The organism is Polymorphospora sp. NPDC051019 (genome assembly GCF_040683055.1).
GTDB lineage: Bacteria > Actinomycetota > Actinomycetes > Mycobacteriales > Micromonosporaceae > Polymorphospora > Polymorphospora lycopeni.
On the sequence record NZ_JBFBCH010000013.1, the window covers coordinates 60,275 to 83,841 of the forward strand.

22 protein-coding genes and 1 CRISPR repeat array are annotated in these 23,567 nt (G+C 71.1%); of the genes, 5 read left to right on the plus strand and 17 right to left on the minus strand.

Going from position 1 to position 23,567, the window contains the following annotated elements; translation table 11 throughout:
- Nucleotides 1–127: 127 nt before the first annotated feature.
- Complete coding sequence (locus AB0M79_RS22420) at nucleotides 128–1,099, plus strand: ornithine cyclodeaminase family protein (RefSeq protein WP_364216877.1); 972 nt, start codon at nucleotides 128–130, stop codon at nucleotides 1,097–1,099.
- Here the strand turns inward: AB0M79_RS22420 and AB0M79_RS22425 are convergent.
- From AB0M79_RS22425 to AB0M79_RS22445, 5 genes are all read right to left on the minus strand, one after another.
- The gene (locus AB0M79_RS22425) at nucleotides 1,093–2,112 is read right to left on the minus strand and encodes a helix-turn-helix transcriptional regulator (RefSeq protein ID WP_364216880.1); all 1,020 of its coding nucleotides are present in this window, start codon (nucleotides 2,110–2,112) and stop codon (nucleotides 1,093–1,095) included. The two genes, AB0M79_RS22420 and AB0M79_RS22425, sit on opposite strands and share 7 nt — an antisense overlap.
- 41 nt (nucleotides 2,113–2,153) lie before the next feature.
- Nucleotides 2,154–2,495 (minus strand): hypothetical protein, encoded by a 342-nt coding sequence (locus AB0M79_RS22430; RefSeq protein ID WP_364216883.1) that lies wholly within the window; start codon nucleotides 2,493–2,495, stop codon nucleotides 2,154–2,156.
- A 21-nt stretch (nucleotides 2,496–2,516) separates the two neighbouring features.
- A complete protein-coding gene (locus AB0M79_RS22435; RefSeq protein WP_364216886.1) occupies nucleotides 2,517–3,317 on the minus strand; it encodes a hypothetical protein in 801 nt (266 codons plus the stop codon).
- Nucleotides 3,314–4,048: an ATP-binding cassette domain-containing protein gene (locus tag AB0M79_RS22440; protein WP_364216889.1), complete on the minus strand. Its 735-nt coding sequence runs from the start codon at nucleotides 4,046–4,048 to the stop codon at nucleotides 3,314–3,316. The genes AB0M79_RS22435 and AB0M79_RS22440 overlap by 4 nt, the downstream gene beginning before the upstream one ends.
- A 264-nt stretch (nucleotides 4,049–4,312) precedes the next feature.
- Nucleotides 4,313–4,822: a hypothetical protein gene (locus AB0M79_RS22445; protein WP_364216892.1), complete on the minus strand. Its 510-nt coding sequence runs from the start codon at nucleotides 4,820–4,822 to the stop codon at nucleotides 4,313–4,315.
- A gap of 157 nt (nucleotides 4,823–4,979) precedes the next feature.
- Between AB0M79_RS22445 and AB0M79_RS22450 the strand changes: the two genes are divergently transcribed.
- From AB0M79_RS22450 to AB0M79_RS22465, 4 genes are read left to right on the plus strand one after another with little or no spacing between them, the layout of a single operon-like run.
- Nucleotides 4,980–6,242 (plus strand): sensor histidine kinase, encoded by a 1,263-nt coding sequence (locus AB0M79_RS22450; RefSeq protein WP_364216895.1) that lies wholly within the window; start codon nucleotides 4,980–4,982, stop codon nucleotides 6,240–6,242.
- Complete coding sequence (locus tag AB0M79_RS22455; protein WP_364216898.1) at nucleotides 6,239–6,934, plus strand: response regulator transcription factor; 696 nt, start codon at nucleotides 6,239–6,241, stop codon at nucleotides 6,932–6,934. Before AB0M79_RS22450 ends, AB0M79_RS22455 begins: the two co-directional genes overlap by 4 nt.
- Before the next feature lie 53 nt (nucleotides 6,935–6,987).
- Nucleotides 6,988–7,881: an ATP-binding cassette domain-containing protein gene (locus tag AB0M79_RS22460; protein WP_357539070.1), complete on the plus strand. Its 894-nt coding sequence runs from the start codon at nucleotides 6,988–6,990 to the stop codon at nucleotides 7,879–7,881.
- A complete protein-coding gene (locus tag AB0M79_RS22465; protein WP_364216903.1) occupies nucleotides 7,878–8,954 on the plus strand; it encodes an ABC transporter permease in 1,077 nt (358 codons plus the stop codon). Before AB0M79_RS22460 ends, AB0M79_RS22465 begins: the two co-directional genes overlap by 4 nt.
- Nucleotides 8,955–9,034: 80 nt before the next feature.
- Here the strand turns inward: AB0M79_RS22465 and AB0M79_RS22470 are convergent, their stop codons facing one another.
- The 12 genes from AB0M79_RS22470 to casA form a co-directional block, all read right to left on the minus strand.
- Complete coding sequence (locus tag AB0M79_RS22470; protein ID WP_364216906.1) at nucleotides 9,035–9,709, minus strand: hypothetical protein; 675 nt, start codon at nucleotides 9,707–9,709, stop codon at nucleotides 9,035–9,037.
- A 47-nt stretch (nucleotides 9,710–9,756) separates the two neighbouring features.
- Nucleotides 9,757–10,383, minus strand: coding sequence for a hypothetical protein (locus AB0M79_RS22475; RefSeq protein ID WP_364216909.1), 627 nt, complete (start codon nucleotides 10,381–10,383; stop codon nucleotides 9,757–9,759).
- 642 nt (nucleotides 10,384–11,025) lie between these two features.
- Nucleotides 11,026–14,718: a CRISPR direct-repeat array (repeat unit 28 nt; unit sequence CTGCTCCCCGCGCACGCGGGGGTGATCC).
- Nucleotides 14,719–15,115: 397 nt separating this feature from the next.
- Nucleotides 15,116–16,111 (minus strand): hypothetical protein, encoded by a 996-nt coding sequence (locus AB0M79_RS22480; RefSeq protein ID WP_364216912.1) that lies wholly within the window; start codon nucleotides 16,109–16,111, stop codon nucleotides 15,116–15,118.
- Between the two features lie 11 nt (nucleotides 16,112–16,122).
- Complete coding sequence (locus tag AB0M79_RS22485) at nucleotides 16,123–16,620, minus strand: sigma-70 family RNA polymerase sigma factor (protein ID WP_364216916.1); 498 nt, start codon at nucleotides 16,618–16,620, stop codon at nucleotides 16,123–16,125.
- 176 nt (nucleotides 16,621–16,796) lie between these two features.
- A complete protein-coding gene (locus AB0M79_RS22490; RefSeq protein ID WP_364216918.1) occupies nucleotides 16,797–17,267 on the minus strand; it encodes a hypothetical protein in 471 nt (156 codons plus the stop codon).
- Between the two features lie 97 nt (nucleotides 17,268–17,364).
- The gene (gene cas2e, locus AB0M79_RS22495; RefSeq protein WP_357542916.1) at nucleotides 17,365–17,772 is read right to left on the minus strand and encodes a type I-E CRISPR-associated endoribonuclease Cas2e; all 408 of its coding nucleotides are present in this window, start codon (nucleotides 17,770–17,772) and stop codon (nucleotides 17,365–17,367) included.
- Nucleotides 17,772–18,743 carry a type I-E CRISPR-associated endonuclease Cas1e gene (cas1e, locus tag AB0M79_RS22500; RefSeq protein WP_364216921.1) on the minus strand — a complete coding sequence of 324 codons (972 nt, stop codon included), beginning with the start codon at nucleotides 18,741–18,743 and terminating at the stop codon, nucleotides 17,772–17,774. The genes cas2e and cas1e overlap by 1 nt, the downstream gene beginning before the upstream one ends.
- Nucleotides 18,740–19,417 carry a type I-E CRISPR-associated protein Cas6/Cse3/CasE gene (gene cas6e / locus AB0M79_RS22505; protein ID WP_364216924.1) on the minus strand — a complete coding sequence of 226 codons (678 nt, stop codon included), beginning with the start codon at nucleotides 19,415–19,417 and terminating at the stop codon, nucleotides 18,740–18,742. The genes cas1e and cas6e overlap by 4 nt, the downstream gene beginning before the upstream one ends.
- 2 nt (nucleotides 19,418–19,419) lie before the next feature.
- Nucleotides 19,420–20,121 (minus strand): type I-E CRISPR-associated protein Cas5/CasD, encoded by a 702-nt coding sequence (gene cas5e, locus AB0M79_RS22510; protein ID WP_364216927.1) that lies wholly within the window; start codon nucleotides 20,119–20,121, stop codon nucleotides 19,420–19,422.
- Nucleotides 20,118–21,242, minus strand: coding sequence for a type I-E CRISPR-associated protein Cas7/Cse4/CasC (gene cas7e, locus AB0M79_RS22515; RefSeq protein WP_364216930.1), 1,125 nt, complete (start codon nucleotides 21,240–21,242; stop codon nucleotides 20,118–20,120). The genes cas5e and cas7e overlap by 4 nt, the downstream gene beginning before the upstream one ends.
- Entirely contained in the window at nucleotides 21,239–21,904 is a 666-nt protein-coding gene (casB, locus tag AB0M79_RS22520; RefSeq protein ID WP_364216933.1) for a type I-E CRISPR-associated protein Cse2/CasB, read from the minus strand. The genes cas7e and casB overlap by 4 nt, the downstream gene beginning before the upstream one ends.
- On the minus strand, nucleotides 21,901–23,562 hold the full coding sequence (gene casA, locus AB0M79_RS22525; protein WP_364216936.1) for a type I-E CRISPR-associated protein Cse1/CasA: 1,662 nt from the start codon (nucleotides 23,560–23,562) through the stop codon (nucleotides 21,901–21,903). The genes casB and casA overlap by 4 nt, the downstream gene beginning before the upstream one ends.
- Between the last annotated feature and the right edge of the window lie 5 nt (nucleotides 23,563–23,567).

Consider the following 23,567-nt stretch of genomic DNA (forward strand, 5'->3'; position numbering starts at 1 on the left):
GCACTTTCATACCACATGTACCATTTGACCTACTACTGGGCCGGGCATCCGGGGACGGCTACCCTGTGGGGGTGCCGGAGGGAGCAGGACGAATACCGGCCCCCGGCTGCCGAAGGACCCCGCCGCGATGACCGCATCCCTGCCCTACCTCACCGCCGAGCGGGTCGCCGAACTGCTGTCGCCGCGAGCGGCCGTCGAGGCCATCGAGGCCGCACTGCGTGACGGGTTCGACCCGGCCACCGACCCCGTCCGGAGCCAGGTCGAGGTGCGCCACGGCCACTTCCTGCTCATGCCCAGCGACATCGGCGCCAGCACCGGCATCAAGATCGCCACGGTCAGCCCCGGCAACGCCGGCCGGGCCCTGCCCCGCATCCAGGGCGTCTACGTGCTGTTCGACGCGCAGACCCTGGCACCGACCGCGCTGATCGACGCGGGCGCGCTCACCGCGCTGCGTACCCCGGCGGTCTCCGTCGCGGCGGTCAGGCCCGCACTCCTGCGGGACACCGCACCGCTGCGGATCGTCGCCTACGGCGGCGGACCGCAGGCCGTCGGACACGCCGCCACCCTGCGGTCCGTCGTCGACGGACACCGCGAGATCGCCGGTCTGACGTACGTGGTACGGCGTCCGGCGGCGTACGCCGAACTGGCGGGAGCGGACGTACGCGTCGTCGGCGCCGGCACCGGCGAGGCGGAGCGGGCCGTACGGGCCGCGGATGTCGTCGTGTGCGCCACCACCGCCCGTACCCCGCTCTTCACCGCCGACCTGGTACGCGCCGACGCCGTCGTGATCGCCGTCGGCTCCCACGAGCCCGACGCCCGGGAACTCGACGCCGCCCTGCTCGGCCGGGCCCAGGTCGTGGTCGAGGACGTCGCGACCGCGCTGCGCGAGTGCGGCGACGTGGTCATGGCCGTCAAGCAGGGCACGGTCGACGTCGGGGACCTGGTGCCGGTGCGGTCGGTGGTGACCGGCGCGACGGCGCTGGCGGTCGACCGCCCGGTGGTCTTCAAAAGCTCGGGCATGTCCTGGCAGGACCTCGTGATCGCCGACGCCGTCGTCGCCCGGGCCACCGGCGATGAAGAATCGGCCCTCGCCTACTGACCGTCCGGTCGCGGGTCCTCGTCGAACCAGCGCGCGGCCAGCAACGCCAACTGGGTCCGGTTCTCGCGCTCGAACCGGCGCATCAGCCGGGAGACGTACTGTTTCACCGTCGCCTCGCTCAGATACAGGCTGCGCCCGATGGCCGCGTTCGACGAGCCGGTGGCGACGAGTCGCAGGATCTCGCGTTCGCGGTCGGACAGGTCCGGCACCGGCGGTCCGGCCGGTCTGCTGGCGGGCACTCCGGACGGCGGGGCCGCGGTCGAGTCGTACAGCTCGATCCGGGTCACCGTGTTCCCGCCCGCGCTGCTCCCGGTGAGCCCGCGCCGGGCGACGTCACGCAGGTCCGCCGCCGCGCGACGGGTGGCCGGGTCACCCGCCGACGCGACGAGTTCGTCGCTGCGCAGGGCGACGATGGCCAGGGCCCGCCGGGCCGCCTCCAGGCTCCCGGCCGGCAGGTCCGCCCCTTCGTCGTACCCGGTCATCTCGACGGACATCGCCGGGCGCCGGACCCGGTCGGCGCGCGCTTCCCGCAGGTGCCGCATCAGGGCGATGAGCACGCCGATGAGGAACGGGACACTGGCCGACAGGATCGCCATCGCGGCGGGTACACCGGCCCGGACGCTGACCGCCACGACCCCGGCCGAGCCCACCGCCAGGGCGGCGGTGCCGCCGGCGACGGCGATCCAGTCGCCGGCGCGGCGGTAGAGGTTCAGCGCGCCCATCGCGATGCCGAGGGCGATCCACGGTACGGCCCCGGTGTAGGTGAGCTCCGCCAGCCGGGGGTCCAGCAGCGGAGAGCCCAGCGCCACGACGGCGACGGCGACGGCCCAGAGCACCGGCCGGTCCGGGGCCAGGAACCCGAGCGCGGTGACACCGAGTTGCGCGCCGGCCATCGCGACGATGACCGGCGTCGCGGCGGGGATCGCGACGACGCCGATGACCGCGCCCAGCACCGCGGCCGTGACCAGCCCGATCGCCGGCCACACCGCCTCCCGGTCGACCTGCTTCCGCACGGCACCCGCCTTCCTGCTCGATGGTCGTCGGCGTGTACTGCTCAGTGGTGGGCTGCGGCGGCGAGGTCCTCCCGCACCGCCCTGGCCATCCGCCGGAAGCGCACCGTCAGCCGTACGAAGAAGTACGGCGCGTCGTTGGCGGCGTACGCGGCCCCGTGTGTCCGCTGGGTCAACTCCAGGCGGTGTGCCTCGGGATCGACGCGTACGTCCACCCGCAGTCGCCGGGAGATCAGGGCGTGCCGCACCGGCTCGCCCCCCTCGCTGGCGACGGCGGTCAGCGGGCCGGTCCGTTCCCAGAGGTAGTCGCGGCTCTCGAAGGTCTCCCGTACGGTCGCCAACACCTGCTCCGGTCGGGCGTCTGCGGCGAGTTTCACCCTTGCCATCGGTGGCTCCTCTCGGTCCGGTCAGCGGATGTCCATGCGGGGAAGACGTAGTGCGGCGGCCGTGCCGACGGCGGCGACCCATGCGGTCACGCACGCGAGCGCCAGCGGCCAATCCAGGTAACCGTGGGAGCCGGGAGCCGCGACACCGGCCAGGCTCTCCACCGCGGCGCCCGGCAGCCAGCGGGGCACGCTCGCGGCGTACCCGTCGCCGAGGAACGGCGCCAGGCTCACCGGCAGGAGCGAGATGAGCCCGGTGACGACCACCGCCGCGACCGCCGAGCGGACGAGGACCGCGAAGCCCGCCGCCAGCAGTCCCTGGACCGCCATCGATACCGCCACCAGCAGCGCGATCGCCCGGCCCAGTCCCGGGTCGGCCAGGTCGAGAGAGCCGGACCCGCGGAGCGCGAGCACGCCCTGGGTCGCCGCCACCGTCATGACCGACGCGAGGAGGCCGACGATCAGACCGCCGGCCGCGACGAGGACGAGCTTGGCCGCCAGGACCCGACCGCGGCGGGCGGTGGCGACGAAGGTCGACTCGCCCAGTCCCTGGAACTCCGCCGCGACGAAGCTCGCCGCCAGGTAGGCGTACGCCCAGGTGACCAGCCCGGAACTGTAGAAGATGACGGAGTATTCGCTCTCCGCCTGGGCGTCGGCGATGGCGGAGCTGTCTCCGATCACGGTCATGAAGCCGCCGACGCCGACGCTGACCAGGACGATCAGGGCGATCCCGATCGGGGTCGAGCGCAGGGCGCGCATCTTGCGCCACTCGGAGACGAAGGTGGCGGCGAACCCCGAGGGCGTCGTCGACTGCGCGCCGTTCACCGCTTCTTCCTTCCCGTGACGGCGGCGCGGTACTCGGCCACGCCCGCGGTGAGGTCCAGGTAGGCGTCCTCGAGCGAGGTGCCGTGCTCCAGATCGCCGATGTCGAACTGGCCCAGCAGCCGGCCGGCGCCGATGACCACCACCCGGTCCGCCGTCTGCTGCATCTCGGCCATGAGGTGGCTGGAGACGAGCACGCAGCGGCCTTCGGCGGCGAGCCGGCGCACGAGGTGGCGTACCCATCGCACGCCGTCGGGGTCGAGGCCGTTGACCGGTTCGTCCAGGATGAGCGTGCCCGGGTCGCCGAGCAGGGCCGCCGCGATGGCCAGCCGCTGTCGCATGCCGAGCGACAGCGCGGCGATCCGGCGGGACGCCGCCGGCGCCAGGCCGACCTCCTCCAGCAGCTCGTCGGCGCGCCGGTCGGGAATCCGGCCGGCGGCGGCCAGCCAGCGCAGGTGGTCCCTGGCCGTCATGCCGCCGGGTGCGCCGCGCGCGTCGAGCACGATCCCCACGACCCGCTGCGGTGAACGGTGCTCCCGCAGCGGCCGTCCGTCGACGGTCGCGCGGCCGGACGTCGGCCGGTCCAGGCCGACGACGATCCGCATCGTGGAGGTCTTGCCCGATCCGTTCGGGCCGACGAACCCGGTTACCTGCCCGTCGGGGGCGGTGATCGAAAGGTCCTCGACCGCGGTGAGCACCCGATGTCGTCTGGTGAGACGGAACGTTTCGATCATGTCCTCAACTGCATCAACGCACCGGGCACGCCGCTACCGACCTTCGTATGCGCCGGGTGTCACGAAGGTCGGCCCCTTCGCCGGACGCCCACCCGATGACACTGTCAGCAACCACTGCCACGCGGAGAGTTGACCCATGGCCGCACGATGGTTCGGCCCGGCGGCGGCACGGCGCACACCACGTCACCGCGCATCTGGCGCACCTGTCGGCGGCCCGCCCGTACCCGGCCGCCTGAGCCGGGTACGGCTCACACCCGCGGCGCCCTACCGGGCGGCACGCTGCTCCTTCGCCATCCGCTTCAGCTCCTGGAATGCCTCGACGTTTCCCATCGCATCGTTCACCGGGTGATGGTCGTGCGGCGTCTGACGGAAACGCTTCCAGGCCTGGGTGTCACCCCAGTTGTTCATCAGCCCCGCATAGAAGTCGCCCAGCCTCCGGCCGCTGTGACCGAACGGATTGGGCAGTCCGGCCTCGTCGAACAGCCCGGCTATCCACATGAAGTCGTAGGCCGGATTGTCCGACACGAAGACGGGGCGCTCCTTGCCACCGACCTCGCGCAGCCAGTCGGAGAGTTCCACGGCCACGGTCGCGGCGTCGTTGATCCTGGCCCCCACCACCGGAACCGCCGGATTGGCCGGGTCGGGCGTTCCCTCGAACAGCACGCCGTGAAATGTCCGGCGGGTCTTCTCGTGAACGGCACCGAATTCCGTCATCGTGCCGTTGACCGGGCTGGTGCCGAGGGCTTCCACGTCCACGAAAACATAGTTGCTCATCTCGCACTCCTCGACCCGGCCCGCGGCATCGTTCGGGCGGCCGCAAGTGTGGCACGCGCCGGCCACAACGGTCAGCGGCGCCGCAAGCGGCCAATCCCGCGAACCACCTCCGCGGGGCGGTTCGTCACCCGCCGGACCGGTGTGCCATCGTCGCGGCATGAGCGTGGAACTGACGCCGTGGCAGCGCCCCGGGCCGTCGCGTGAGCAGCGGCGCACCGACGTCCTGACGGGTGTGGCGGTGGCGGCCGGGGCGATGCTCAACCTCACCCTGGTCAACAGTGTCGGCCAGTTCTTCCTCGGCCCGCCGCCCGCGTGGCCCGAGCAGGTGTTCTGGACGCTGGCCTGCACGTTGCCGCTGGTCGCGCGCCGACGCTTCCCGATCGCCGTCGCGATCGTGATCTCCGTGGCGCTCATCGGGGGCCAGTACCGGCACTCGCCCGAGCAGCAGGTCGCCAGCGGGGCGCTCTACGTGGCCCTGTACACGGTCGGCGCCTGGGGCCTCGATCGGGTCCTGGCCCGCCGGGTGCGGCTCGGCATCATCGCCGCGATGTTCGGCTGGCTCGCCGTCTCCGCGATGCTGTCGTTGGCCGACCTGCCGCCGAACGCGTTCCCCAACGCGAGCGGTCCGTTGGAGCCGCTGCTCGCGTCCATCGTCAGCGGCGTGCTCGTCAACGTGCTGTTCTTCGGTTTCGCGTATCTCTTCGGCGACACGGCGTGGACGTCCGCCCGCCGGCAACACCAACTGGAGGTGCAGGCCGAGGAACTGCGCCGGTCGCAGGCCGACGCCGCGCAGGCCGCGGTCATGGGTGAGCGGGTACGTATCGCCCGCGAACTGCACGACGTCGTGGCCCATCATGTGTCGGTGATGGGTGTGCAGGCCGCGGCGACCCGGCGGGTGATGGACAAGGATCCCGGCAAGGCCCGCACCACCCTGGCGGCGGTCGAGCAGAGCGCCCGGACGGCCGTCGACGAACTGCGCCGGATGCTCAACCTGTTGCGCGCCGGCGGCACCGTCCCCGACGAGCCGCCCGGGGCGGGCGTCGACCAGGTCGGGGAACTCGTCGTCAACGCCCGGGACGCCGGCCTGGAGACCTCGTTCGGCGTGTACGGCGAGCCGGCGCCGCTACCGGAGTCGCTGTCACAGGCCACGTACCGGATCGTCCAGGAGGCCGTCACCAACACACTGAAGCACGCGGGCGCGACGAACCTGGACGTACGGATCCGCTACCACGCCGCCGAACTGGAGATCGACGTGGCCGACAACGGGCGCGGCACGGCGGGACGGCCCAGCGCCGGCCTCGGCCTCATCGGCATGCGTGAGCGGGTCACCGCCCACGACGGCACGCTGACGACCGACCCACGGCCCACCGGAGGCTTCCGGGTCCGGGCCCGCTTCCCCCTGGTACGGGTGACGGCGTGAACACGATCCGGGTACTGCTCGCCGACGACCACCACCTCGTACGGACCGGGTTCCGGGTCATCCTGGAAACCGAGGACGACATCGAGGTGGTCGGCGAGGCGTACGACGGGCTGCGGGCGGTCGACCTCGCCGAGCGGGAACGGCCCGACGTGGTGCTGATGGACATCGAGATGCCCGGCATCGACGGGCTGGAGGCGACCCGGCGGATAGTCGCCGCCGGCGCCGGACCCGCCGTGCTGGTCCTCACCACCTTCGACCGCGACGACTACCTCTTCGCCGCCCTGCAGGCCGGCGCCAGCGGCTTCCTGTTGAAGAACGGCACACCGGAGGCACTGATCCACGCCGTACGGGTGGTGGCCCGCGGCGACGCCCTGCTCGCCCCCGAGATCACCCGCCGGGTCATCGCCCGCTTCACCGGGCCGGGCGGAATGGCGGAGAGCGGCCGCACCGACGGCGCCCGACTGTCCGAACTGACCCCGCGCGAGCACGAGGTGTTGGTGCTGCTGGCCGGCGGCGCCACCAACGCCGACATCGCGACCGCTCTCTTCCTCGGCGAGGCGACGGTGAAGACCCACGTCAGCCACGTGTTGACCAAGCTGGGACTGCGTAACCGGACGCACGCGGTCGTGTACGCGTACGAGCACGGCGTCGTCACCCCCGGAGGACGGCATCCGTCGCGCGGCGGACCCTGACGATCGATCGTGGGACGGAGGTCATCGGCATCCGCCGCGCCTACCGTCGATGCATGACTTCGCTCCTGCAACTGAAGGCGGTACACCGCGCCTTCGGGGATCGCAGCGTGCTCCGGGACGTCACCTTCGACGTTACACCGGGCCGCCTGACCGGATTCGTGGGCGCCAACGGCGCGGGCAAGACGACCACGATGCGCATCATCATGGGCGCTCTCGCGGCCGACTCCGGCACGGTGACCTGGGACGGCGCCCCGCTGACCCGCGACGACCGGCGCCGCTTCGGCTACATGCCGGAGGAGCGCGGGCTCTACCCGAAGATGTCCGTCAGCGAGCAGTTGATCTACCTTGGCCGGCTGCACGGCCTCGGCGCGGACGCCGCCACCCGCAACGTCGACGCCCTGCTCGACCGCCTCGGGCTGGCCGAACGGGCCGGCGACAAGCTGGAGAAGCTGTCACTGGGCAACCAGCAGCGGGCGCAGATCGCCGCCGCACTCGTCCACGAACCGGACCTGCTGGTGCTGGACGAGCCGTTCTCCGGACTCGACCCGCTCGCCGTCGACACCGTGCTGACGGTGCTGCGCGAATACACCGCGCGGGGCGTCGGCGTGCTGTTCTCCAGCCACCAACTGGAGGTCGTCGAGCGCCTCTGCGACGACCTGGTCATCATCGGTGAGGGCGCGATCCGGGCCGCCGGCAGCCGCGAGCAGCTGCGCCAGGCCCACGCCCTGCCGCGCTACGAGATCCGCGTCGACGGCGACGCCGGATGGCTGCGCGACCAGCCCGGCGTGACCCTGGTCGACCTCGACGGCGCGCACGCCGTCTTCGACCTGGCCGCCGGCACCGACGACCAGTCGGTGCTGCGCTCCGCGCTCGACCGCGGGCCGGTACGCGTGTTCCGCCCCGTCACCCCTTCCCTGGCCGAAATCTTCCGGGAGGTCGTCCGATGACCACCTTCGACGCCGCCCGCATCGTCGCGGCCCGGGAAATCCGGGTCAAGCTGCGGGACAAGACGTTCATCTGGAGCACGATCATCTTCCTGGTGATCGTGGCCGCCTCTACGGTGCTGCCGAACATCTTCGGCGGCGGCCCGTCCTCGGTGGCCGTGGTCCAGGGCCCCGCCGCCACGGCACTGGCCGACGCCGGGCTCGAGGTCCGCACGGTGGGCGACGACGCGGAGGCCGAACGGCTGGTCCGTGCCGGCGACGTCGACGCGGCGGTGGTCACCGGTCCGCGCGTACTGGCGATGGACGACGCACCGTCGGACGTGGTCAACGCCCTCAGCGCCCGTCCGCCAGTCGAACTGCTCGACCCGAACGCGGTCGACCCGGCGCTCGCGTTCCTCATCCCGTACGCGTTCGCGTTCGTCTTCTTCATGACGTCCCTGACGTTCGGGTTGCAGATCGCGCAGAGCGTCACCGAGGAGAAGCAGACCCGGGTCGTGGAGATCCTGGTGGCGACCGTGCCGATCCGGGCACTGCTCGCCGGGAAGGTGATCGCCGGGGCGATCCTGGCCTTCGGGCAGATCGCGCTGATCGCCGCCGTCGCCTACATCGGCGTGTCGACAGCCGGCGTACCGGGCGATCTGCTCTCGCTGCTCGGCCCGGCGATCGCCTGGTTCCTGCCGTTCTTCGTCGTCGGGTTCGTGATGCTGGCCGCCCTGTGGGCCGCCGTCGGCGCCCTGGTCAGCCGGCAGGAGGACATCGGCGCCGCGTCGACGCCGATGCAGATGATCGTGATGCTGCCGTTCTTCGCCGTCATCTTCCTGCAGGACAACCCGACGGTCATGACCCTGCTGTCGTACCTGCCGGTGTCGTCGCCGACCGCGATGCCGGTACGGCTGTTCGACGGCGACGCGGCCGGCTGGGAGCCGATCCTGTCGCTGGTGATCCTCGCGGCGACCGCGGTGGCGATGCTGTTCGTCGGCGCCCGCATCTACGAGGGGTCACTGCTCAAGACCGGCGGCCGTACGGGATTCGCCGCGGCCTGGCGCGACCGGGAGGCCGCCCGGCTGACCAAGTGAGCGACGGCTCCACCGACAACCGTTTCCGTGGGCGACGGCCGGCACCCGCCGGCCATCGCCCACGGCGGCCTTTCAGTGCCTCAGGGCAGCGGCACGTACCACCGGGCGCCGGTGACCAGGATCCGCCGGGCCTGGTCCCGGTTCCACTCCACCCGCATGCCGTGCCTACGCAGCACCGGGAAGGCGATCTCGTCCAGCATCCGTTCCAGGTCGACCTGGTAGCTGGCCTGCTGCTCGGCCTGCGGCAGCGCGTCGTACGCGGCCTGGTCGAAGTCCTTTGGCGGGTAGGCGCCGTAGCCGAGGTAGACCTCGCCGTCCGAGCTGGCGATCAACGCCTCGGTGTCCTGCCGGTGGAACCAGAGATAGCCGTGCCAGTGCCGGGACTCGTCGCGCTCGTCGTGGATCTCGGCGGCGGCGCAGGTGCCGCAACAGGTGAAATCCTCCCGCGCCAGGACACCGAGCTCGTTGAGTTCGGCGAAGGCCTGGGAGAGATTGCCGCGCACCTCACCCCACCCGCGCTGCTGGTTCCGCCGGGCGGCCACCGCCTTCTCGAACGCCGCCACCAACTCCTCGTCGGTGGCTCCATGGCGCGCCTCGTCCAGGTCGAGAAAGTCCACGAACTCTTCGGCGTGGTCGTCGCCGCGCACGAGCCGTTCCCAGATCTCGTTCTCGATCTCGGTACGGCCCGGCTCCGCGATCCGGTCGGTCAGGAACCGGACGCCGGCCGGACGGTCGTTGTAGATCCACTCACTCACGCGGACGATCATGGCACAGGCCGGCCAGCCGACCCGTGCCATCGCTCCTACGTGTAGACGACGGCGTGCCCCGAGGCGACACTCACCCGGCACGTCTCGTACAGCGTCAGCCACACCGCCTGCTCGATCCCGAACGGATCGTCCCCGTTGTCGAACAGCCGGGCCGCCTCGGCGTCCGACAGCGAGCCGTCGGCCTCCAGCCGCACCCCGATCGGCGCGGCGACCCTGGTCAGCTCGCGCAGCAGGCCCTGACAGGAGCCGACCAGCCCGCCGCCGCCGATCTCGTCGGACAGGAAAAGCGGGCCGTCCATCGGCGCCGGAACGTAGTAGCCGGCGGAGTCGGAGTGACACAACAGGTGCGGCTGCACCGAAAACATGACCTCGTCGATGTCCGACCGGGCACGCTCAAGATCCTCCGGTCCGGACACCGGGGTCACCGGTTGCCGGTCACAGACCAGGGCGTACGCCCGGCGCAGGTGGTGCAGATAGCCGTACGGAAAGCTACCCAGGTGCGGCCGGGTCGCTCCCGCCGGCGGCGGGTCGTCCGGCGGCGACCAGTCGACGCCCTGCCCCGCCAGTTCACGGTGCAGCAGGTCGAACTGCTTCCGGTAGTGCTCTTCCCCCTCGGCGTCGAAGCCGAGACACGGATTCCCGATACTGATCGCCAGTCCCACGGCCGGCAACCATAGAACCCGTACGCAAGGCCGGCGTATCCACCGCCCGTCACGCCGCCACCATCGGGGATGTCGGAGCCGCAACCAGGCCGGGCGCATCCAGGGTTAGCCACATCCTGTCTGACCGAACCCCGCCCGGATACCGTTTGCTGCCGGGCCGACCACCGCACCCAGACCTTGCCGGTCTCGCCTCCACCGGGCTCACGACGAAGCCACGGTGCTGGCGGGGTGGGCGTCGACTACTCCCCCACACACGCTGGCCGCCAGCGGCCCGAGGGTTTATCCACCGTGGACATCGACTGCGCCGCCGGACGACGTGTGTCACGGATTCCGCACCGGCCTGCGCCAGCGTCATTCGTTCTTGCCGTTGGGGGATGGCGCCGCCGCCAGAGCCTTGAGGTGACCACCGGATCGCCAAGGCGTGCACAGGGGCCCGCAACCGCCTGATCCCCTAGAATGCCCTCAGCAATGCAAGGGTCGTTGCACGAGCCGGCTACCGATGCCTGCTGAAACGGGGACGTTGACCCAAGCCGTACGTGCCCGACATCAGCCCCCTTGATCCAGGGAGTCTAGGTGGCAGACCTACCGATGAAAGTGAAGAAAAACGCGCTAGTTGATCTCTAGCGCCCCAGGTCAGGAAGTCTGCTCCCCGCGCACGCGGGGGTGATCCCCATCGGGTCCGGGCATCGTGGTCAGTGCCGCACTGCTCCCCGCGCACGCGGGGGTGATCCGTCGGGCGCCGCGTCACGGGAGCACCGCCAGGGCTGCTCCCCGCGCACGCGGGGGTGATCCCAGTCGGGGGAGTCTCGACAGTTTCCACAGTATCTGCTCCCCGCGCACGCGGGGGTGATCCGGATGTTTGAAAGAATGGCCCTGTGTCGCATATCTGCTCCCCGCGCACGCGGGGGTGATCCTCGGCACTAAAGATTACCGAATATGCTGCACTCCTGCTCCCCGCGCACGCGGGGGTGATCCCTTCCACTCCGGCGACTCGACGCCGGCCTTGCTCTGCTCCCCGCGCACGCGGGGGTGATCCGAAGACCCCGGAGAAGACCCCGGAGAAGACCCCCTGCTCCCCGCGCACGCGGGGGTGATCCCGGGGTGCTGTCGCCGTCGATGGTCAGCTCGACCTGCTCCCCGCGCACGCGGGGGTGATCCCAGGATCTTCAGAGCGTCGGGCTCATTGCTCCCCTGCTCCCCGCGCACGCGGGGGTGATCCCGCGGTCCTGATCCGGCCCGGCATGTCCTGGAACCTGCTCCCCGCGCACGCGGGGGTGATCCCGTCGCGTACCGCCGGACCGCGCCGCGCTGGAACTGCTCCCCGCGCACGCGGGGGTGATCCGCATCCACCCGGACGGAGGGCAATACCGATGGGCTGCTCCCCGCGCACGCGGGGGTGATCCCGTCGCGTACCGCCGGACCGGACCGCGCTGGAACTGCTCCCCGCGCACGCGGGGGTGATCCCTTCCCCGCCAGGCCGAGGTCGGGCAAGACAATCTGCTCCCCGCGCACGCGGGGGTGATCCCGCGGTCGCTGCCTTGCGACCGGACCCGTAGTGCTGCTCCCCGCGCACGCGGGGGTGATCCCCACGCGGCCATCTGCTGCCGGCTGGAGAAGCCCTGCTCCCCGCGCACGCGGGGGTGATCCCGGGTCGTAGGCGATGATCTCCCCCTGGCGGTACTGCTCCCCGCGCACGCGGGGGTGATCCCGTTCTGCGAGTCTTCCGCTCTGCCACCGTGGACTGCTCCCCGCGCACGCGGGGGTGATCCCCGCAGTAATCGTCCTGCCCGACAACGATCCCCCTGCTCCCCGCGCACGCGGGGGTGATCCCTTGCCGAGAGAGATGTTGCAGGGGTTGCACAGCTGCTCCCCGCGCACGCGGGGGTGATCCCTGGGAGCCGCAGCGCGACTACGGCGGCCCCTGCTGCTCCCCGCGCACGCGGGGGTGATCCCTGGCTGGATGCCTGCCGCACCGCCCAAGCCGCCTGCTCCCCGCGCACGCGGGGGTGATCCGCGGATGGCGGGGACCTGGTCGAGGCCGGCGCCCTGCTCCCCGCGCACGCGGGGGTGATCCCCGCCATCGCCGCATTGCTGCCCTTGCCGTCATCTGCTCCCCGCGCACGCGGGGGTGATCCCAAGCAGATCGTCATCGAGGTTAGCGACGAAGCCTGCTCCCCGCGCACGCGGGGGTGATCCCGGGTCGGCCAGGCGTCGGCTCGTATCACTCTGCTGCTCCCCGCGCACGCGGGGGTGATCCCCGGGGACGTATCCGATTGGTACCGGTGAATTGCTGCTCCCCGCGCACGCGGGGGTGATCCCGGGGCCCGCCAGAGCACCGGCCACAGTCGGGCCCTGCTCCCCGCGCACGCGGGGGTGATCCCTGGGGCCTTGCCGAGGCTGAGCGCCGTGGGAACTGCTCCCCGCGCACGCGGGGGTGATCCCCAGTTTCTTACCTTTACCTTCCGGGGAGTTTTCTGCTCCCCGCGCACGCGGGGGTGATCCTGGACTCAGCGTACCGTCGAAGTGTTGACTAGCCTGCTCCCCGCGCACGCGGGGGTGATCCCGGCCTACCCGCGTATGAACGCCGAGCGTATCTCTGCTCCCCGCGCACGCGGGGGTGATCCCATAGGCTTAGGGCATGTGAATGCTTCGCGGATCTGCTCCCCGCGCACGCGGGGGTGATCCGCGATGCTGCGCTACGAACAGGATGGCCAGGACACTGCTCCCCGCGCACGCGGGGGTGATCCCGTATCTTCAATCAATTTCGTGTCGATTCCTCCCTGCTCCCCGCGCACGCGGGGGTGATCCCAGCCGCGCGTATATGGCTGACCTCGCTGCGGCCTGCTCCCCGCGCACGCGGGGGTGATCCCGCATGGGTTGGAACCTCTTGCCTTTTCTTTTTCTGCTCCCCGCGCACGCGGGGGTGATCCCCACTGAGCCAGGCGCGGCAGATAGCCGGCGCCCTGCTCCCCGCGCACGCGGGGGTGATCCCCGTCCGGCGGCCGGTGCCGTTAGTGAGCGGTGCCTGCTCCCCGCGCACGCGGGGGTGATCCCGCGACAGCTCGCGCGGACGAAAGGCCGTCCTCCTGCTCCCCGCGCACGCGGGGGTGATCCCGACGTGCACCACCGGTTGCTGCCCCGCCTGACCTGCTCCCCGCGCACGCGGGGGTGATCCCATTGGTTAGTACACCGTGGATTGTGACTAGGGCTGCTCCCCGCGCACGCGGGGGTGATCCCTGATCACCAACACCACTCATGCTCATACGCGCCTGCTCCCCGCGCACGCGGGGGTGATCCCCTGCGGATGACCGCCGCCGTGGAGTCGGAGGCCTGCTCCCCGCGCACGCGGGGGTGATCCGCCGGAGCCGGAGAAGAAGAAGAAGGAGGAGGACCACTGCTCCCCGCGCACGCGGGGGTGATCCCTCGTGCTGCTCCAACGGGTGCCCTCCTGCTGCCTGCTCCCCGCGCACGCGGGGGTGATCCCGTCGACCCGGTACCGACCGACGTGGCGATCGCCTGCTCCCCGCGCACGCGGGGTGATCCCCAGGTGCCGGAAGCGCCAGAATTCAACATTCCCTGCTCCCCGCGCACGCGGGGGTGATCCGGGCCGCGAATTGCCAGTAAAGCGACCCCCATGCTGCTCCCCGCGCACGCGGGGGTGATCCCTCGCGGCGTTTCGGGGAGCGGGCGTAGGTGAGCTGCTCCCCGCGCACGCGGGGGTGATCCCCTGGAGATCCTGCGCGCCGGGCTGGCCGATCTCTGCTCCCCGCGCACGCGGGGGTGATCCTTCGACGGTCATGCCGGCGCGCTGCGCGACGACCTGCTCCCCGCGCACGCGGGGGTGATCCGTAGTCGGCGCCGCCGACGGAGTCGGACAGGGACTGCTCCCCGCGCACGCGGGGGTGATCCGTCGGGCCGCAAGGCCGCTGCCGGGGCGGGGGCCTGCTCCCGCGCACGCGGGGGTGATCCCGCATGGTCGCCGGCGGCCACCTGCACCACGCCCTGCTCCCCGCGCACGCGGGGGTGATCCCGGGGCAACGATCGGAACGCCTCACGTGGGGACCTGCTCCCCGCGCACGCGGGGGTGATCCCCCCATGTCCGTGTCGATCCAGAACAGCCACTCCTGCTCCCCGCGCACGCGGGGGTGATCCCACTCCGTGCCGGTAGCACCACTGTGCCCAGACCTGCTCCCCGCGCACGCGGGGGTGATCCCACGGGAGAGGGGTAACGAGACCCCCCTCCCGTCTGCTCCCCGCGCACGCGGGGGTGATCCCGACGCCGGACCGGGCCACAGGACGCCAGTCGTCTCCTCCCCGTGTACGCGGGGGGTGATCCCGTGGGCATCCAACGCACCCGGGGCGGCGGTGCCCTGCTCCGCCACGCTCGCCCTGGCCGCCCTCGCCGTCCTGACAATCTGCGCCGCCGACGCCGCCAGCAACGCAGCGGCCTGATCAAGGTCACGACCAACGGAACCCGCCGCCGGATCACCCTCTTCGTCATCCGACCGGTCAGCGACCTCGCCCATCGATTGCACTTGTCAGCTGGCGCCGCCTCCATCAAGCCCGAGCCCGACGGTCCCACTACGCACGCCGCCTCAACCTCGAACCTCCACCATGATCCCGAACGGCGGCTGCCGTACCAGGTTCCGCCGGATTGACGCGTTGTCCCTGAACGCGGTCCGTGCGCGCCGCCCAAGTGGTGTGGACGGCGCGCACGGTTGAGGATCGAGGGTCAGAACCTGCTGGCCCTGATGTCGGCCACCTTCACACGGGAAACCTCGAAGGTTTCCACAAAGGAGGTCCGCAGGTCGGGGTAATCCAGCACAGAACGGATCGGCACCCCGTTCTGGGCGTTGATCGTCAGCACGTGCTGGCTGTCGTCCCCCCACACCCTCGCGGTGATGGTCAGGGTGGGCTGCCCGCCGGTCGTCGAATCCACAACGGTGACATCGGGGATGGTGGAGATCAGGCGAAGTACGCCCGCCCGTACCTTGGGGTCGCCCCCCGCCGCGGAGAGCACGTCAACACTGTTGATCCAGAGGTGGTTGTTGGCGGCGATGCTCGCCCGGTCCTCATCGGTGCGCGGCGACGGGTTTGCGATCCCCTTCTGCCGAAGGATTTCCGTTCGGTCCTGCTCGGCGCCAGTAGGGGGCTTTCCCTCGTCGTACACCGAGTTGATCATTTGTTCCCGGGCTTTGGCGAGGTCACCGGTTGCCGCGTACCGCGCCGCCGCCACCCCACGGGTATGGAAGCCGTTGCCGAGGTTCTCACCACGAGCGACCACCCGTGGGAGTTCGCGCCTGGCCTCCGTGTAGTAGTACTCGCCGCTGTCGGTGTACAGGTGGTACTGGGTACGAGATGGCACGGTGCCCCGGCGGACATCGACCTTCTCGATGATCAGCGACGCGTCGCCCGGCTGCGAGGCGTTCTCCGCTGTGAGGCTGGCCGCCAGGGAAACGAGCCTGATGTTGCCTGCCGGTGCCGTGGAGGCGGACCCAGCCTGATTGTCCGGGCCGGTCGGAGCCGAGGCCGTGCCGGATCCCGTGGCCATCGGCAGGGCCAGCGCGAGCGCGGCCACGGCCGCGACGCCACCACCGGCGGCCACGCCGAACAGGTTGCGCTTGCGCCGCCGCGCCCGACCGCGCTGCTCGATCGCCTCGACCGGGCGATCCATCCGTACGTCGGAAAGGGTCTGCTTCACCGCGTCCCACACCTCATCGTCGTTCATGATCGAATCTCCTAACGGGCTACGGGCGCGAGCTGCGCCCGCAGGGTTGCGGTGGCACGGGACAGATGGACGGCTACGGTTTGGGGAGAGATGTCCAACACCGCGGCCACGGACCTGGTATCCAGGTCGAGCCAGATACGTAACACGACCACCTCACGCTGCCGCCTCGGCAGCCGGCGAACGGCGGCCAGCAGGGCGTCGTTCGTGGCGAGGTCGTCCTCGATGAGGGACACCCGCTCGTGGCCGTCGAGGGCCACCTCCCGCCGGCTTCGCCGCCACCAGGACACCCGGATGTTGAGGGCGGTGCGCACCACCCACGCCGCCGGTGCCGGATGCTGACTCACCCGCGGCCAGGAGGCCCAGGCTCGCGCGAACGCCTCAGCGACCAGATCCTCGGCCAGCACGCGATCCCCCGTACCAGCCAGTACGGCACGCAGGCAGTTGTCCCGGAAGCGCTGATAGAAGTCCGCGAAGTCCTTCCGTTCTCGTTCCACACGGGGTTTACGCATCAGCGCCCCGATCCATTTACCCCCACGGAAGAAACTTTCCGTTGATCATGAGGCTGGCGGCGACAGATGGGTCGAACCCGCACGCGGGGGTGATCCCGTGGGTCGGATCCGTTCGGAGAACGGCAATCGATGCCCCCTGTGGCGCCACATCCGTGCGGCCGCCGACGTGTTCGCCGCTAGGTGATGGCAAAGAGACGATCAGTGGGGTTCACGACGGCGGTCAACAACGCGCCGGGCACGAGGCCCGGGTCGTCGGCGCGAATCACGTCTGCCTCGAACGTAGCGAACCCGGGCCCGCTGATACGCAGGTGGAGTTCCAGCCCAGGGTCCTCGCCACCCAGGTGGTTCGCCACCGTCAGAACCTCCGCCGTCGCGGCGACACCGGCGGCGGACAGCCGACGCGCGTCGCGGCGCGAGCGGGTGACCAGCCGCCAGCCGAAGGCGCCGAACCCGACACCGATGATCGTCACCAGTACGTCACCGGCGACTAGCCCCCAGAAGTCTGCGGGCGACCGCGGTTGGTCGAGCGTGATCGCGGCGGCGAGCAGGACCGGTCCGGGCAGGCAGATGGCCAGGAACACCAGTCGGCAGAGCAGTGCTCCGATCGGACCGATGCGCGTTTCCGCTTCCCGAGGGGTACTCGTCACGCTCGCACCCTAGTGCAGCGCCCGACGTCGGCTGACCGAGCCGTTTTCCATCCTTCGTAGAGAGCCGTCTCGATGTGAGGTATCCCCGCTACCCTGTTCAACCCTCGCTGTCTCGCTCACCCCTTCTGAGGAACGCAGGGGCGGACGTCGGAGCCGCGGACCGTCTGCCGAATCGGCGGCGTTTCGCTGCCTTGCTCCAGCCTTCGGGTAGCGACGGGTTGTAGGGCTTGCGTTCGGTAGGGCGGCGGATCAGCGTGATGCCGTCGAAGTCCACGGGTTTCCAGTGGTGGTCGTGCACCTTGAAGGAGAGCCGCTGCTCGCCCGGCTGCTGGTAAACGAGCAGCGCGCGACCAGCGCCGGCCATGTCGACGACCCTGTTCCAGAGTCGTTGCCGGATTCGGCTGTTGACATGTCCCACGTACACGCCCGCGGATATCTCGAGCAGCCACTGGGTGAGGTGTCCCCGAAGGCCCTCCGGGCAGGCGGTGAGGATGATGACGGTCATCAGAAGTCCACCTCGCCGCCGCCGTAGTTGCGCCCGCTGGCCTGTTCCGGTCCGGCTTCGTCCCAGAGCCGTACGGTGTCGTTCTCGATTTCCTCGTCGAGCCATTCGTCGTCGCCTGATCCGCTGGGGCCGGGGCTGAGCAGCAGGGTCCGGATGTCGCGTACGCAGCGCTCCAGTAGGGTGCCGTCGTTGACCCGGTCGCGGACCGCCCGGCGGGTGTCCGGTCCGACGTCGGCGGGGTTGCCGGCGGCGATGTCGAAGGCGACGGGGATGGTGATGTCGGCCTTGTAGAGGTCGGCGATGTCGTAGACGAAGGATCTGTCGTGTCCGGTGTGGACGAAGCCGAGTCCGGGTGAGGCGCCGATGGCGACGATGACGGCGTGCACGATGCCGTACAGGCAGGCGTGGGCGGCGGACAGTGCCTGGTTGACCGGATCGCTTCCGGTGAAGTCGTCCGGGTCGTACTCGCGGTTGTTCCACGTCACGCCGGTGCGTTTGGCGTGCTCGCGGTAGCAGCGACGGACCCGGGCCCCTTCCTTGCCGCGAAGTTGCTGCATGGTGAGGGTGCTGGTGTCCTCACCGGGGAACCGCATCCGATACATCGCCCGCGCCACCCGTAGTCTGCGGTCGCGGTGTGACACCGCAGCGGCCTGGGCGAGGAGCAGCCGGCTGGACCGGGCGAGCGGACGGCCGTGGGCGTAGTAGCGGACGCCGTGCTCACCGACCCAGACCGCGGTGGCGCCGTTGTCGGCGAGCAGCAGCATCGCCTGCTGGGTGATGCTGGTGCCCGGGCCGAGCATGAGTACGCCGAGGGTGGCGGCCGGAATGTGTACGACGCCCCGGTCGTCGGTGGCGGTGATGGCGTTGCTGTCGCGGTGGACGACGCAGCGTTCGAGGTAGAGGAAGCTGAGCCGGTCCTGGGCGCGGTTGAGGTCTGCCAGTTCGGCCGGTGGGACACCGGGCACCTTCACGTGCCGGCCTGGACCGGGGCGAGGGTGAGCAGGCCGCAGCCATACGCCTTGGCGTGCCCGATCCCGCCGGTCAGCGTCCGGCGGAAGGTGTCGGCGTCGGCGACCTGGAGGACGCCATCGTACGTCGCCGTGGTGAGGGTGACGGTGCCCATGCCGCGTTTGAACGTCTGGGTGTGGCGGCGGTGCAGTTTCACGTTGGGGCGGCCGTCGTGCTGGCTCGCCAGGGCGAAGCCGTTGCGCTCGGCCCGCCGGATCAGCCACTCGACCTGCTCGGGTTCGCGCAGGTAGCCGAAGCGCTGCGTCTCCTTGGCGTCGGCGGTCTTGCGTCCGCTGTGCGTCGGGTTGGCGGTGAGCCGGAACGCCCACCGCTGGCCGGTACGCAGCGCGCCGAGCAGGCCGTCGTAGTCCCGGGTCACCCAGGCTTCGCCGGTGGTGGGCCAGCCGGCCTGTTCGACGAGGTGGGTGAGGTCGGGGCGGCCGGGGCTGACGATGTAGAGGTGGACGGTGGCGGTGGCCGTGGTGTCGAGGCGCCACAGCGTACGGGTGCCGGTGCGCTCGTAGTCCTCGACGGCCGGGAAGGCGCTGCGGACCGCGGCGTGCATGGCGTGCGGCGAGGAGAGCAGCCGGCGCGCGTTGCGGCGGGCCGGGTTGATCTGGAATCGGGTGAGGTACATGCTCAGCCTCCCAGCAGGCTCAGCGGGTCGTGTTCGGCCACACCGGCCCGCTCCGCGAGGTCGTTGGTGACGTCGACGTGCCGGCGCAGCACCGACCGCCAGGTGTGCTGCCGATGCGCGGGGTCGAAGCTGACCGGTTCGTCGGGCACGGTCTCGTGGACCGGTTCGCCAGGACGGGAGTCCCGGATGATCTCCAGCCGGACCGTCCGGGCCGCCTTCTTGCGATACCACTCGGCGGCGAGCCACGGCCACTCGGTCAGCGTCTTGTCGAGGGTCCCGTCGTGTACGCCGAGGCTGATCGGGCCGACCGGCGGGCACGACCGGCGGCCGAGATAGAGGGGGAACTGTGGCCGGCCCAGCGCTTCGGCCAGGCCGTACAGCAGTTCGGGGTCGCCGCTGACGGCGGCGAGGAAGACCGCGTCGGACAGGTAGAAGCGGTAGGTCAGCGGTGCGCTGTGGCGGCCGTCGAGGCTTCGGGCGGTCTGGAAGTCGCGCAGGATCTGCCCGGGCTGGTCGAGCCGTACGCCGAACTCCAGGCCGAGCAGTTCGGTGAGCGGCTCGGTACGCCGGATGCCCTTGGCCGCCGCGAGCAGTCCGATCACGCCGCTCTTGGTCGGGGCGATGTCGGTGCCCCGGCGGGCGAAGCGGCTGGACGAGCCCCAGGACTGCAGCGGGCCGGCCAGCCGGAGCAGCAGGACACTCATGCGGGCTGTCCGAGGGCCACGCTGACCTGCTCGCCGACGCCGGTGACGAGTTCGCCGAAGCTGACCGCCTTGCCGAGATCGGCGAGCACGGCGGTCTTCTCCCCGACCTGGGTGACCCAGCTCGCGACCGGCCGCTCTCCGTAGGCGGTCTCGACGGCCACGGTGTGCCTGGCCAGTGCGGCGGCGGCCTGCTCGATCCGGCCGGTGGCGTGGGTCTCGCCGATGGCGGTCTCGAACGCGCCGACCAGGTTGATCGGCTGGCTGTCGCGCAGCCGTACGAGCACGGCGTCGGGCAGGGTGCGGTGGGCGAAGGTGTTCTGCTTGCCGGTTGGCATGCTGCGCGCGAACGCGGTCAGGAACGCTTCGACGGCGGCCCGGGTCGCGGCCGCGTCGCCGAGGGTACGGTGCAGCGCGTCGACGTCGACGGTGGCATACCGGTACAGCGTGGACGAGTTGAACTCGACGGTGCCGATCATGCCGGCGCCGGTCTCGGCGGCGTCGGCCTTGCGGTCGTCGACGGCGGTGAAGTAGTCGAACTCGTTGTCGACGGCGTGGACGCTGATCGCGTGGGACACCTGGCAGGCGGCGTCGACGTTGATGTCGGTCATGTCGGCGACCATCCGGCCGAACATCGCGATGTCGACCGAGTGTTCGGTGTCGACGAGCGCCTTGAACCGGGCCTTGTCGAGAGCGGTGCCGGCCCGGTGTGCCTCCAGCGCGGCGGCGGCGAGGTTGTCGAGCTGCCGGTGGCTCAGAAACAGCAGGTAGCCGGACTCGACGTCCTTCACCTCGCCCTTCTTCTTGTCGAGCTTGGCGAGACCACCGGTCACGAAGACGTCGGTGGCCAGCGCGGACGCGGCCTCGGCCGTGAGGCTCGAATCCAGGGCCTGGATCCTGGCGGCGAGGGACTCACCCACCCGCTTGGTCCGCTCGCCGAGCTGGGAGCGGTCGAGCAGGTCTGCGAACATCAGCCGGATGGCCCGCTTCCACGCCTGGCTCGACACCCGCGCCCGGCGTACGCCGCCGTAGACGGCGGTCTTCGGCGAGCCGGTGTCGTCACGGTTGAGGTTGCTCGGCGGCACCGTCTGGAGGGCGTAGACGTCGATGATGGTGCGGTTCATGATGGCTCCTCCTGGAGTGCGTCGGTGGCGGGGCTGTCAACGTCGGTGTCGGGCCGGCTGCGGAAGAACTCGCGTCCCCAGATGGCCTGGACCTTGGGTCGGCCGGCCGGGCGGCGAAGGGTCTGCAGGTCGTCGGCGAGCAGGCCGTAGTCGAGCGGGATCTGGTGCTCGCGCAGCATCGTGGTCAGGCTGCGCAGGTGGTAGATGCTCTCGGCGTAGGTGCTGGCGGTGCCGAGGGCGGCGAAGCGGCGCCGTACGCCCTCCGGCCCGGCGGACCGGCGGACGAGCTCGGACAGCGCCTGGCCGAGTCCACGCCCCGACACGTGCATCTGCTCCCGGCGCGACTGCTGGTGCAGCGCGTACAGGGTCACGGCGTCGTGCACGGCGTGTTCGGCGTCCGACGCCTCCGTGTCGTCGGCCGGCCGGTAGCCCTGCAGGTGCTCCGGGACACGCAGGTACCGCTCGAGGGTGTAGTCGAAGCCCGGGGTACGGCCGATGCCGCGCCGGAGCCGGGCCAGCGCGCTGGTGGCTTCCGGGTGCGGTGCGCTGCTCAGCACCCGCGCCTGTAGCTGGCCCACCGTCTTGGCGACGTGCTCGCCGAGGTCCTTCCGCGAGCGGCCCCGTGGCCTACGGGTCGGCTGGTCGCTTTCCAGGACCGTCATGCTGTCTCCTCCTGTCTCTGCTGCGCGGGCTCGGTGGCCATCGGCAGCGCCCTGGCCAGCCCGGCCCGGAACCACGCCTCGGCCTGCGAGCTGGAGTACTGCACCTCCCGGCCGGTCCGGTCGGTGCCGGTCCGGCCGATCCACGCCTTCGGCCCGGCCGCTTCGACCAGGTCGCGGCCGAGCCGGTCGACGGCCCGGCGGACCAGCCGCTGCCACCCGGCGCGTTCGGCCACCGGGTCGCTGTCCGGGCCCAGCCGGGCCAGCCAGTCGCGGAAGGCACGGTCCAACAGGGCGTACGCGCGCTCGGCCGCCCGGTCGGCCTCGCTGCTGTCGGTGTCCCGGCTGCCGGCGGCGCGGGCCAGGTTCTCGGCGAGCCGGCGTAGGACGACGACCGCCTTCTCGGCATCGTCTGCGGCGGCGACGGCGGCCGCCCGCAGCGCCGAGTCCTCGACCAGCAGCAGGACGTTCATGGTCAGTGCGTCGCTGAACACCTCGTCGACGACCGACTGCTTCGAGCCGTAGGTGATGCTCGTGGCGCGGGTACGGGCCTGGAAGTCGGGCCCGACCACGCCGGTGACGGTCAGCCGGGCGAGCCACTGCACGACCATCGGTGACAGCCGCTGCGGCGGCTCGGCATTCGACGGTGGCGGCGCCGGCAGCAGCGTCTGGAGCCCGCGCCACAGCGCCCGACTGTGGTCGTGCGGCCGGGGCAGGTAGATCGGGATCCGTTTCTGTTCCTTCTCGCGTGGCCCGCTGCGCCCCCAGACGCTCATCGGCTCCAGCAGGTGCCGGTCCTGCCACTCGAACCGGTCACCGTTGCAGATCATGGCGCCGGTGATGCCGTTCGCGTCGTCGAAGAGCCGGATCCGCCGGGACTGCCAGGTGTAGAGGCCGAGCAGGCCGTACGGGCCACGGGTGGTGGCGGCTTCCTCGGCGGCGGTCTGCGGTTCCCGCTCCCACACCGGCAGATCCCGCTCGTCGGCCACCTGCCAGCCGGGCGCGACCGGCACCAGGTTGAGCAGCAGCGTCTCCAGCAGGTTCGCGCCTTCCAGGTATACGCCACCCAGCCAGCCGACCGAGCTGGCACCGATCGGGTATCCCTTGCCGTTCTTGGCATTGGGATCTCCGACCGCCCCCGTTTTGATGCCAGAGGTGTCGTATGCCTGGCAGTGCACCAACCAGCGGGCCGCCTCGGCGGGCGAGACCGAATCCATTCCCGGACCGGCGCGGGTGGTAAGGAACGGCATGCCGTTCGGTACGTCGGCGAGAAGCCGCTCCAGCCCGTACGTGTTCTCCTTCGCCGCCCGCAGGTCGGCGACCTGGTAGAACGGGTGCGTCGGGTGCAGCAGGTCGAACCGGTCGCGGAACTCGCCGAGGTAGTCGGCGATGTCGGTAACCGGCAGCCTGCGGTCCCGCCACAGTGCCCGCCAGGCGGCCTCGCCGGGCGGGCCGTCGGCGGCCCGGTGCAGGACCGCCAGGGCGAGCCGCAGGATCGCGAACGTCTGGGTGGGCAGATCGCAGGCGATCATGCGGACACGGTCGGCCTGCTCGAACAGGCCGAGCAGCGACACCTCGCGGCGCCGGCCCGCGGCGTCCAGCACCGGAATCCACGCCTGGTCGAGCAGGGAGAATCCGGCTGGGTGTGGTGAGCCCTTCACGGCAT

Bases quoted from the DNA above. Each gene is read 5' to 3' on its own strand.
- AB0M79_RS22420 (WP_364216877.1), top strand. From the start codon at position 128: ATGACCGCATCCCTGCCCTACCTCACCGCCGAGCGGGTCGCCGAACTG.
- AB0M79_RS22430 (WP_364216883.1), bottom strand. From the start codon at position 2,495: ATGGCAAGGGTGAAACTCGCCGCAGACGCCCGACCGGAGCAGGTGTTG.
- AB0M79_RS22440 (WP_364216889.1), bottom strand. From the start codon at position 4,048: ATGATCGAAACGTTCCGTCTCACCAGACGACATCGGGTGCTCACCGCG.
- AB0M79_RS22445 (WP_364216892.1), bottom strand. From the start codon at position 4,822: ATGAGCAACTATGTTTTCGTGGACGTGGAAGCCCTCGGCACCAGCCCG.
- AB0M79_RS22450 (WP_364216895.1), top strand. From the start codon at position 4,980: ATGAGCGTGGAACTGACGCCGTGGCAGCGCCCCGGGCCGTCGCGTGAG.
- AB0M79_RS22460 (WP_357539070.1), top strand. From the start codon at position 6,988: ATGACTTCGCTCCTGCAACTGAAGGCGGTACACCGCGCCTTCGGGGAT.
- AB0M79_RS22465 (WP_364216903.1), top strand. From the start codon at position 7,878: ATGACCACCTTCGACGCCGCCCGCATCGTCGCGGCCCGGGAAATCCGG.
- AB0M79_RS22480 (WP_364216912.1), bottom strand. From the start codon at position 16,111: ATGAACGACGATGAGGTGTGGGACGCGGTGAAGCAGACCCTTTCCGAC.
- AB0M79_RS22485 (WP_364216916.1), bottom strand. From the start codon at position 16,620: ATGCGTAAACCCCGTGTGGAACGAGAACGGAAGGACTTCGCGGACTTC.
- cas2e (WP_357542916.1), bottom strand. From the start codon at position 17,772: ATGACCGTCATCATCCTCACCGCCTGCCCGGAGGGCCTTCGGGGACAC.
- cas6e (WP_364216924.1), bottom strand. From the start codon at position 19,417: ATGTACCTCACCCGATTCCAGATCAACCCGGCCCGCCGCAACGCGCGC.
- cas5e (WP_364216927.1), bottom strand. From the start codon at position 20,121: ATGAGTGTCCTGCTGCTCCGGCTGGCCGGCCCGCTGCAGTCCTGGGGC.
- cas7e (WP_364216930.1), bottom strand. From the start codon at position 21,242: ATGAACCGCACCATCATCGACGTCTACGCCCTCCAGACGGTGCCGCCG.
- casB (WP_364216933.1), bottom strand. From the start codon at position 21,904: ATGACGGTCCTGGAAAGCGACCAGCCGACCCGTAGGCCACGGGGCCGC.